This is a genomic window from Gordonia sp. (in: high G+C Gram-positive bacteria), assembly GCF_049299075.1.
GTDB lineage: Bacteria > Actinomycetota > Actinomycetes > Mycobacteriales > Mycobacteriaceae > Gordonia.
Window position 1 is genome coordinate 1 of sequence record NZ_JBAQWU010000118.1, and the last position, 9,386, is coordinate 9,386.

The 9,386-nt window shown below is 66.1% G+C and carries 10 protein-coding genes and 1 pseudogene; 2 read left to right on the top strand and 9 right to left on the bottom strand.

Features of this window, described 5'->3' with window-relative positions:
• The 7 genes and pseudogenes from WAW85_RS04005 to WAW85_RS04035 all read right to left on the bottom strand — a co-directional run.
• Positions 1 to 224, bottom strand: a pseudogene (locus WAW85_RS04005) (hypothetical protein); the annotation flags it as partial.
• Positions 221 to 808 carry a hypothetical protein gene (locus WAW85_RS04010; RefSeq protein ID WP_422558357.1) on the bottom strand — a complete coding sequence of 196 codons (588 nt, stop codon included), beginning with the start codon at positions 806 to 808 and terminating at the stop codon, positions 221 to 223. The gene WAW85_RS04010 and the pseudogene WAW85_RS04005, both read right to left, overlap by 4 nt.
• 10 nt (positions 809 to 818) lie before the next feature.
• On the bottom strand, positions 819 to 1,685 hold the full coding sequence (locus WAW85_RS04015) for an SDR family oxidoreductase (RefSeq protein WP_422558358.1): 867 nt from the start codon (positions 1,683 to 1,685) through the stop codon (positions 819 to 821).
• 17 nt (positions 1,686 to 1,702) lie between these two features.
• Entirely contained in the window at positions 1,703 to 2,293 is a 591-nt protein-coding gene (locus tag WAW85_RS04020; RefSeq protein ID WP_422558359.1) for a TetR/AcrR family transcriptional regulator, read from the bottom strand.
• Positions 2,290 to 3,633, bottom strand: coding sequence for a cytochrome P450 (locus WAW85_RS04025; RefSeq protein WP_422558360.1), 1,344 nt, complete (start codon positions 3,631 to 3,633; stop codon positions 2,290 to 2,292). Before WAW85_RS04025 ends, WAW85_RS04020 begins: the two co-directional genes overlap by 4 nt.
• Positions 3,634 to 3,720: 87 nt before the next feature.
• Positions 3,721 to 4,362, bottom strand: a complete 642-nt coding sequence (locus WAW85_RS04030; RefSeq protein WP_422558361.1) for a hypothetical protein — start codon at positions 4,360 to 4,362, stop codon at positions 3,721 to 3,723.
• Between the two features lie 49 nt (positions 4,363 to 4,411).
• Positions 4,412 to 5,392: an o-succinylbenzoate synthase gene (locus WAW85_RS04035; protein WP_422558366.1), complete on the bottom strand. Its 981-nt coding sequence runs from the start codon at positions 5,390 to 5,392 to the stop codon at positions 4,412 to 4,414.
• 131 nt (positions 5,393 to 5,523) lie between these two features.
• Between WAW85_RS04035 and WAW85_RS04040 the strand changes: the two genes are divergently transcribed.
• The gene (locus tag WAW85_RS04040) at positions 5,524 to 6,447 is read left to right on the top strand and encodes an oxygenase MpaB family protein (protein WP_422558362.1); all 924 of its coding nucleotides are present in this window, start codon (positions 5,524 to 5,526) and stop codon (positions 6,445 to 6,447) included.
• A gap of 6 nt (positions 6,448 to 6,453) precedes the next feature.
• Here WAW85_RS04040 and WAW85_RS04045 read toward each other — a convergent pair whose 3' ends face one another.
• Entirely contained in the window at positions 6,454 to 7,347 is an 894-nt protein-coding gene (locus WAW85_RS04045; protein ID WP_422558363.1) for a DUF559 domain-containing protein, read from the bottom strand.
• Positions 7,348 to 7,436: 89 nt separating this feature from the next.
• Positions 7,437 to 8,195, bottom strand: coding sequence for an alpha/beta fold hydrolase (locus WAW85_RS04050; RefSeq protein WP_422558364.1), 759 nt, complete (start codon positions 8,193 to 8,195; stop codon positions 7,437 to 7,439).
• A gap of 115 nt (positions 8,196 to 8,310) precedes the next feature.
• Here WAW85_RS04050 and WAW85_RS04055 point away from each other — a divergent pair, with 115 nt between their 5' ends.
• Entirely contained in the window at positions 8,311 to 8,916 is a 606-nt protein-coding gene (locus WAW85_RS04055; protein ID WP_422558365.1) for a hypothetical protein, read from the top strand.
• Positions 8,917 to 9,386 lie beyond the last annotated feature (470 nt).

Genomic DNA, 9,386 nt, shown 5'->3' on the forward strand with positions numbered 1-9,386 from the left:
GCCCACGAGTCACTGCTCGCCGAGAACACGTCGGCGACGATCTGCCCGGCCTGCTGCGCGAGGTCGTCTGAGGTGTGGGCTCGTTCAGCGACTGGTCCGCGCCATATTCCGACCAGCACGACGATCGCGATACCGGCGCTCAGCAGCACTGCGGAGAGGATCGCTCCGCCCGTCGATCGCGACGTCCACGGCACCTCCAACCGGCGTCCTACTTCGGCTTTCACGGTAGAAAGGTCACCCCCGCCAGCTTCAGTTGGCCGTCGGCAGGCTCAACGACGACACGTAACCGCAGCGGCTGCGCCTCGGCCGGGGCGGCCTGCGCATCCCCCGCCGCCACCGCCAGCGAGGCGGCGATCAGGACCACACCGCGATCGCCCTCACGGGCGGCGAGCGCCGCCGCATCGATACCGGCGGTGCCGCGACTACGCTGCCGCTCCACAAACTGCGTATACGCTTCGGCCGACTGCGCGAACGAGTCCCGGAACTCGCCGGTTGCCCCCGAAAGGATCTCCTTCGCCCGGCCCGGATCGTCGGCGTCGGCGGCCAGCAGCAGCTCTGTGCGCTCGACAGCCGCCGCGACGAGCTCTCGATCGGAGTACGTCGGACCGCTGCGCACCTGCCACCACGCGAGCCCGGCGGCAAGCACCGCAAGCACCGCGAGTAGCACGAAGGCACCACGCGCTCGAAGTGACATCCGTTGCCGCGCACCAGCTTTGATCTCGGCGACGACGAGCTCGTCCCGCGCACTAGCGCGGGCCTTCCGCGCGGTGCGCCATCGCACCATCGCTCCATCGCTCACACCAGCCACGAGTCGTAGGCTACTGCCCAATGCGCTCGCTGTAGTCCATGCGCGCCGCCGAGTCCGGGAACAAGAAGATCGAATCGGTTTTCGCCGTCCGCCGGACCCACCGCTTCACCGGCTGCGGCAGGATCGCGTTGACGTTGACCATGGCCATCGAGCGCGGCGCCGCCACCCGAACGCGCGGGTGGGCGATCACCTGCATCAGCTCGGCCGCCACCTGCTCCGGCGTCACGGCAGTGACCAGCGTATTCGTTTGTAGTCCGGCGATCAGTCCGGTCTTCGTGAAAGTCGGCATTAGCGTCGACACCCGCACACCGTAGGACGCTAGTTCGGCGTCGAGCGCCTCGGAGAACTCGATCACCCCGGCCTTCACTCCGTTGTAGACGGTGAGGCCCGGGGTCGGCAGCCGCCCGGCCACCGACGCGACGTTCACGATCTGCCCGCCGCGGCCGTTAACCATCCTCCGCGCCGCCGCTCGGCTACCGAGGATCACGCCCACCAAGTCGATCTCCACGGTGCGTCGGATCAGACCCTCGCTGTAGTCGAGGAACGGGCCGACCGGCATGATCCCCGCGTTGTTCACCAGTACGTCGATTGCTCCGACCCGCAGCTCCACCTCGTCGAGGAACCTCTCGAACGACGATGCGTCCGTCACGTCCAGGTCGATGCCGTTGATCCCGAGATCGGCGGCCGCCTTGCCGAGGGCCTCGGTGTCAACGTCGCCGAGAACCACGATCGCGCCAGCTTCGTGCAGCTGTGTCGCCGCCTCGAAACCGATGCCGCGCGCGCCGCCAGTAATAGCGACCACCTTGCCCGCCAACAGATTTCGCGTTCGAGTGAGACGGCGGTCAGCGCGACGACGGCGGTAATCGGAAATGGACAACGGGGCTCCTCGGTAGTTCAGTAGACCATCGGCGCCAAGAATGTGGCGGCAAAATCGCGGACAGCTTCGGGGGTTCGGCGGGACTCGTCGGTCGGCGGAATCTCCAAGAACGAGATGACCAGACGGACATGCAGTTCCACCGCATAGGTCAGGTCCGGCTCGGGCATGGTGGCGCCGGCCGCGCGGAGCGAGTTGGCCACCCGATCGGTCACCATATTGATGAACAATCCGCTCATCCCGGCGGTGAGGCCACGGACCTCGGCGTCATCGATCACCATGCGATGCAGCAGCGGGTCGTTCTCGATCATGGCCGCGCCGCTGGCAAAAGCTTCGACCACCGCATCCCGTGGCGAGAGCCCAGTGATGGCGGCCTCGAGCTCCACCATCCCGCGTTCAAAGGTCCGGCTCGCGAGTGCGATCAGCAGATTGTCTTTACTGGGGAAGCGCCGATACAGGGTGGATCGGCTGACTCCGGAGGACTTCGCGATCGCGTCCATATTCGCTTGGCGCACACCGACATGCGTGAACTCGGCCGAGGCTGCGGTCAGGATTGCTGACTCTTGCTCCGCCGGAGATGCGGTGACCCGGGCCTTACGCGTGTCTGTCACGACCGCCGCACCATCGTGACCGGGAGTCCGTCCTTGGGAACCGGCAGCGCGCTGTAGTCCATAGGTAGACGGTATCCAGCTGGCACTGACCATTCGTAATCGAGCAACAGGTTGTGCAGGATCGTCTTGATCTCCATGCCCGCGAAGTAGAGCCCGATGCACTTATGCACGCCACCACCGAACGGCGTCCACGCCATCCGGTGACCCTTGTCTTCGGCGCGCTCGGGCGAAAATCGTTCGGGGTCAAAGGCATCCGGATTCCGGTAGAACCGAGGATCGCGATGGTTCGCCATCTGCGGAATGACGACCATGGTGCCCTTCGGGACAAAGTATCCCTGGACCTCGGTGTCTTTGACGGCCATCCGGGGCTGGGCCGGTACCGGCGGGCACATGCGCAGCGACTCCTTCATGACGTCGTCCAAGACGGTCATGCCAGCGAGGTCGTCGTAGCCCAGGGTGGGATCCAACTCCATCGACTGTGCCCGAGCACGCGCCTGCCACTTCGGGTGCTCCGCCATCCGGTACGCCATCTGCGTCATCGTGATGGTCGAGGTGTCGTGCGCGGCCATGAGGACAAAGATCATGTGGTTGACGACGTCCTCGTCGGTGAACCGATGGCCGTCGTCGCTTTCGGCGTGACACAGCACCGAGAACAGGTCCGGTGTCTGCGCGGCGCGCTTGGCCTCGATGTGCTGGTAGAAGAACTCTTCGAGGATCTTCCGCGATCGCAGTCCCTTCCACCAGCGCCCACCTGGGACCGGCTTGCGGACCAGTGCGACGCCCGCGCGCACGGTCTCGATGAACGCCTTGTTCAGGCGGTCAGCCTCGGACTTCTCCAGCTCGATGCCGAGGAAGATTTCCAGCGCGACGTCGAGGGTCAAATCCTTGAACTCGTCGAACAGCTTCACCTGGCCCACGGGAAAGGCAGCAACACGGTCGGCGATCACCGGCTGCATTTCAGCGAAGTAGCCTTTGAGCACGTTCGGCGAGAATGCTTGCTGCATGATGTGCCGGTGGTGGCGGTGCTCGTCGAAGTCCAGCAGCATGATGCCGCGATTGAAGAACGGACCGATGAAGTAGCTCCATGCCGGGCCATTCACAAAGGCCCGGTCCCGGTTCATCAGAATCTCGCTGGCCGCCTCCGCGCCGTGGGCGGTCACCACACGCACGCCGAGCGCATTCATGGCGAAGACGTCACCGTACTGCTCGGTCCGGCGCTCGGCGAACGAGAACGGATCACGCCGCATCGACAGCACCTCGAGTACCCCGTTGCGTTGACTGACCGGCACCCCGAGCAGTTCGCTGCCGGCGGCGGGTTGGGCGAGCAGCGGCGTGGCCATGCTTCCTCCTGAATCAGCAGACACCGCTGTGTTGCGGATCACCCCATTGAAACAGAAGTCGAGATTTGTTTCTAGGCCATTGCGGGTTCAGTTACTGGTGACGTCGTTTCCCCAGGCCGACACCGCGCTCGCCGACAACCGGAAGCCATCGGCGCCCTGTGCGCACGAGACCGCGTCGACCGCTTCGATGGTGCAGGTCACCGGACCTGACTGCACAACCTGCCCCACCGTGGCCGCTGGATACGAGTCCGTGGATCCGTTGAAGACCCAACCGCCGGAGCAGACCCCGGTAGCGACCCAGCCCGGCCCGATCGCGGCTGCGCCGCCCAGCTGGTTGACACCCTGCGAACACCTGCTCATATTCGGTCGCGGAATCGAGGTGTCGCCGTTGACGCATACGAAACCCGGTCGGCCGTCATAGTCTCCGTAGATCCCCGAGATCCGCGGTTCACTGCTGCAAAAGGTCTGGCCGTCCGGCGTCGTAAAGCGCTGCATCGACACCGGACGCGCAGTGGTGGCCGTCGGCGCAGACGCCGTCGCCTGCGGTACTTCGCCGCCCGGCTCGGGGCGCGCGCCGCCCCCGTTCTCCGTCGGTGGCGTGATGGAGTTGCCATCGGCATCCACGTAGACCATCTCGGTGACGACCGCCCCGTCGCCAGCCGCCGACGTGCAGCCCGCAAGCACCAGCACCACCCCGCACAACATTGCCAGCCATCCGCATCGCTTCATCGCGACAGTCTCGCACGATGCCTGTCCGAAAAAAGCGAGTCGGCGAGGGTCAGCGCGCCATCAGGATCGCGTGGCAGCGCCGCAGGCGCTGCTCCCACCAGGCGGCACGGTCGATCGAAGCCAGCGGGAGGTCGTCGTCGGGCTGCACAATCCGCGGCGTCACCACACCCTTGCGCGGGATGAACCCCGGCGCCACATCCCGCTCGAAGAGCACGCCGGTGCCCAGGCCGCAGGCATGGTCGAGCATCGGGAGCGCGGCCGCGGCAGAGATCGACGACGACATGCCGATCGCGGTGTCCAGCGCACTGGAGATCACCACGTCCATTTTCAGCGCGGTCCGCAGCGCCAGCACCTTGCGCATACCGCCGAGCGGCGCCACTTTAAGGACCGCGATGTCGGCCGCTCCCGCCTGCGCCACCAGGAGCGGATCCTCCGCGCGGCGGATCGACTCGTCGGCGGCGATCGGCACGTTCACCACGCGCCGTACTGCGGCGAGTTCCTTGACCGTGGCGCACGGTTGCTCCACGTATTCCACGTCCCCGAGGGCGGCGATCGACTCGATCGCGGTCGGCACCTCCCAGGCGCCGTTGGCGTCGATGCGCACCTTGCCCACCAGTTCACGCACCGCGGCCACGCGCTGCACATCATCGTCGAGGGTCTGCCCGGGCTCAGCCACCTTCACCTTCGCCGTCTTCGCCCCCGGGTAGCGAGCCAGGATCTCGGCGACCTGATCGGCCGGCACTGCCGGCACGGTCGCGTTCACCTCAACGGTGTCGCGGACTGCCGGCGGCGGACCCTGCCACGCCGCCTCGATTCCGGCGGCGAGCCAGTTGGCGGACTCGACGTCGTCGTACTCGACGAACGGCGCGAACTCGCCCCAGCCTTTGAGCCCACGGAAGATCATCGCCTCGCGGACGGTGATGCCGCGGAACCGCGTGCGCATCGGCAGTGCGACCACCTGCGCGTGTTCCAGAATCAGATCCACCGGTGGCAACTGCGACTTGGCCGCCCGCACCACAAAAGTGGGCATCTCGTTATTCTTGCCGGGGAGCGCGAAGGGATTGTTGGCGCCGGGCTGATAGACCATGTCCCGAGCCTACCCAGTGCCCGAGTTGGAACACTTCGTCTATTTTGTCTCAACGTAGGCGTACGCTCTGCTCCATGGTGACCGATTTCTCCTCCGGCGTTCGCGAAGCGGAGCCGAGCATTGTCGACGAGATCGACATCGACTCGCTCGAGCTGCGCCTCGGCGCGGACTCACTGCTGTGGAAGTTCTCCGGCGACGCGCGCATGATTCTCGGTTTTCAGCGCCTGGCCGGCAGCGAGAACTGCATCGAGCAGCTCGCCCAGGGAGTGGAAGATCATTCGATCATCTTCAGCGACTTCATCGGTCGCGCCCGCCGCACCGGACCGCCAGTGATGCGTACCGTCTATTCCGACGACCCACGGGCGTGGGGCCACCGCGTCCGCGACTTCCACCGCGAGATCAAAGGCACCATCTCCGACGGTTCGCGCTACCACGCCCTCAATCCCGAGCTCTTCTACTGGGCCCATGCGACCTTCGTCGACCAGGTCCTCTTCATCACCGATACCTTTATCCGTCGCCTCAGCTACGACGAGAAAGTGCAGATCTTCGAGGAGAGCAAGATCTGGTACGAGCTGTACGGCGTGAGTGCGCGCAGCCAGCCCCAGACCTACGACGAGTTCTGTACCTACTGGGATCAGATGTGCACGGAGTTCGTGCCCACCCGCACCATCACCTACGCGACCGGCTACCTGCGGCGCGGAGTGCCCGGCCCGGCGTGGCTACCGAAACCGTTGTGGCGCGTGATCGCAGCGCCACTCAACGGCTTCGGGCGCACAGTGGTCGTCGGGACTCTGCCATCGGAGATGCGCGCGGTGTGCGATCTGACGTGGGATGCCAAGAAGCAGCGCCGCTTCGAGCGCTTCGCCGGGTTCATGCGCAAGATCAACCCGGTCGTCAACCGGCTACCGGTCACCTGGCTCTATGTCTCGTGGGCCGCGGAAGGCTGGAGGCGCACCGGAGTTGACCCGCGGCCCCTGCACAACCGGCCCGCGGCCTGATCGAGTTCACCCGACGAGTGCCGGGCGGGCACGCAATGCCGCGATCAAGGTTTCGATGCAGCCGATCGGGTCGTTCACGATGTCGTGGTACGAGAAGGTCAGTACCAGCCACCCGTCCAGCGCGAGGGCATTGCGCTTGGCCATATCGCTCTGGAATTTCTTGTGCCCGCGATGGAAGGCGAAGCCGTCAACCTCGACGACCACCTTGCGTTCCGGCCATGCGAAGTCGAGCGGCCACCCGTGGAACCGGTGCTGCTGCACGCAGGCTGGAATATCGTGCTCGGTGAGCAAGGACCGGAACAGCTTCTCCGCTTTGGCCTGCGTATTGCTGTCGAGTAGCGACAGGAGTTCACGTGCCGGGCCCAGACCCGTCATACGTGGATTACGGCGAAGCGCACTGGTCAGTGACGCCAGCGTCACCTCTTTCCGAAACAGCAGCTCCTCGACGAACGGCGTCGGGTCATCGAGCAAACCGACCGAGCCGAGCACGCTGAGATCCCTTCCCACGACCTTGACCCCATCGGCCTCCGTACAGTCCTCCGCGCAGAATGCTCGCTTTCGCACGTCGACCGCGCAGTCGGTCCACCGGTCCGGATTCCGGGTGTAGGTCATGGACACGGTGAGCTCTTTGGGCAGGTCGGGCAGCAGTCCGTGCCACCACGCCGCCGTAGTGCGATCCAGTCGGGCATTGAGCACCCACGCGGCCGCCCGCACCATCGCGCGTTCGGAATAGGGTGCGGACGCGAGCCGGAAGACACCCGAGGCGACGCGTACCCATTCGCCGCGGCCGACGCGCCCCCGGATGTCGCTCGCGGTAAGTTCAAAACCGGCGGCCTGGCCGGTAGTGACCACGCCGTCCTGATTCGCGATGAATCGTGCGAACTCGCCCGTCTCCCCCATGCCTATTAGACGCATGGCTCGCGCATCCGGTTCCACTCCCCAGCGAAATCGGAGTTCTGTCCGGTGAGCGACCGGATAGGACTCCCTTTTCAGTCGACGAGAAGCCGATGGACCTGGGTGAGGAACTCGCGGGGGCGGTCACGGTGGACGCTGTGGCCGGAGTCGATGGTGGTGACCTCGCCGCGGGGCAATGCGTCGGCGAGCCGATGCAGGTGCCGGGGTGGGAGAAAGCTGCGGTGGCCGCCGGAAATCACCAGGGTCGGGGCATCGATCACGGCGAGATCGGCCCACCACTGCCGGTCGGCCCACCCGAACTGCACGGTGACCGCTTCGGGGATGGTCCGATCGAACCGCAGGAACGGTCGCGGATCTGCGACCAGCGCGCCGATCCCGCGGATCCGCTCCCTCAACGAAGAACTCTGCGCGATCCCTTCTGCCAGGTCCGCGGCGTCGCGCGGCATGGGCGGCGGCTCTTCGAGGAGTAGACGCCGGACGCGTCCGGGTTGGCTCATCGCCAACCGCAGCGCTGAATGCGCGCCGAGCGAATGCGCCACCACGTCGACTTCGTCCGCACCGCACACATCGAGAACATGCGCAAGGTCGTCACGGAAATCGTTGAGTCGGTACCGCACTGCGCGGCCGCTGAGTCCGTGGCCGCGCAAATCAATACCGACAACCGCGCGCCCCGCGGACTGCAACGCGCGTGCCACGCCGGTCCAGGTCGTGTGGTCTCCGCCCATCCCGTGCACCAGCAGCACCGGCGGTCCGGCACTCGCCGGCGAGGCCGTCGGTTCGAGCATCTGAACTGCCAGGTCGGGCTCGCCGCCGATCCGCCGTAACACCTTCACGACCACCACTGTAGAACGCTGTCAACTGAACAGATGACGGTCCCGTCGCCTTGTTAAAGTTCCCCTCGGTCGGACTACACGGCCGCAGCCCGCCCGGACCCGAGGATCGCTGTTCATGACCCGGAAGATCACACCGGCCAACGCACGACCACGCTGCACCAAGGTTGCGGTGATCGGCGACAGCAAGAGCGAAGCGCGCATCGGCGCCCGCAACGTGATCATCGACGAGCTCCGCGGGCGCGGCATGCCATACTTCGTGAGCGTGTCCAGCGGCCGCACCATCCAGCGACCCGGGTTCGGCACCGATAAGCGCCACGGCAGCGGCATCTCGGCGGTCGGCCACGCAAAGGCCGCGGGCGCCAACTGCTTTGTCATGGCGATCGGCGGAAACGACGCCATGCGTGCCCGAGGGAATCACGCGACCATGCGTCGCGACATCGACGCAATGATGTCCGCCGTCGGCCCCGATTACACCGTCGACTGGGTCACCAGCACCAGCGGCCACTACACCGGCCGGTGGGCCAAGCACACCCTCCAGCAGTTCACCGTGGAGCTCGACCGGGCCCGCGGTCGCTGGCGCAACCTGGAAGTGAACCATTGGGAGCGCGTCCCGGAGTACCTACCGGACTGGTGGCGGAGCGATCTCCTGCACTACCGGAACGGCAACATCCCGCGGGGACGCTACACCGTCGAGTCCGCTTTCCTCCGCGGCAGTCGGTAGGCAGGGTCCGCGTCTGGTGGCGTTCGTTGCCCTCGGCGTGATCGCGGTGAAGCTCGGCGAGCGCGCACCGATCCGCTCCGCCGAACTCGACCTCGTCGACGTCAGCGGTTCGGAACCAGCTGAATCGTGATGCCCGTTGCGTCGTTCATGCACTGCGTCGAATAGCCTGCCGCCTTCGCCGCCTCCCAGCGGGGACCGGGCGCATCGGCGGTGTTCATCGAGTCGGACGCATCCAGCACGACGACGGTCGGCACGCCCGCCGCCGGTAACTCCGGCCGCTGCGGCGTCCCCGCCGACTCACCCCCGGACGCACCGCCGCGCGCCCGAAAATTCGTCCGAAGAGCCGACAGACCCACCGGACCTCATCGGCGGCTACCACCGGGATGCAGAAAGCCCGCTCCGACGAATCGGAGCGGGCTCTCTATGACCCTTCGACAAGCTCAGGGAGCCGGGTCGCTCAGGAAGCCGGG

Bases quoted from the DNA above. Each gene is read 5' to 3' on its own strand.
- WAW85_RS04025 (WP_422558360.1), bottom strand. From the start codon at position 3,633: ATGGCCACGCCGCTGCTCGCCCAACCCGCCGCCGGCAGCGAACTGCTC.
- WAW85_RS04030 (WP_422558361.1), bottom strand. From the start codon at position 4,362: ATGAAGCGATGCGGATGGCTGGCAATGTTGTGCGGGGTGGTGCTGGTG.
- WAW85_RS04035 (WP_422558366.1), bottom strand. From the start codon at position 5,392: ATGCCCACTTTTGTGGTGCGGGCGGCCAAGTCGCAGTTGCCACCGGTG.
- WAW85_RS04040 (WP_422558362.1), top strand. From the start codon at position 5,524: ATGGTGACCGATTTCTCCTCCGGCGTTCGCGAAGCGGAGCCGAGCATT.
- WAW85_RS04045 (WP_422558363.1), bottom strand. From the start codon at position 7,347: ATGGGGGAGACGGGCGAGTTCGCACGATTCATCGCGAATCAGGACGGC.
- WAW85_RS04055 (WP_422558365.1), top strand. From the start codon at position 8,311: ATGACCCGGAAGATCACACCGGCCAACGCACGACCACGCTGCACCAAG.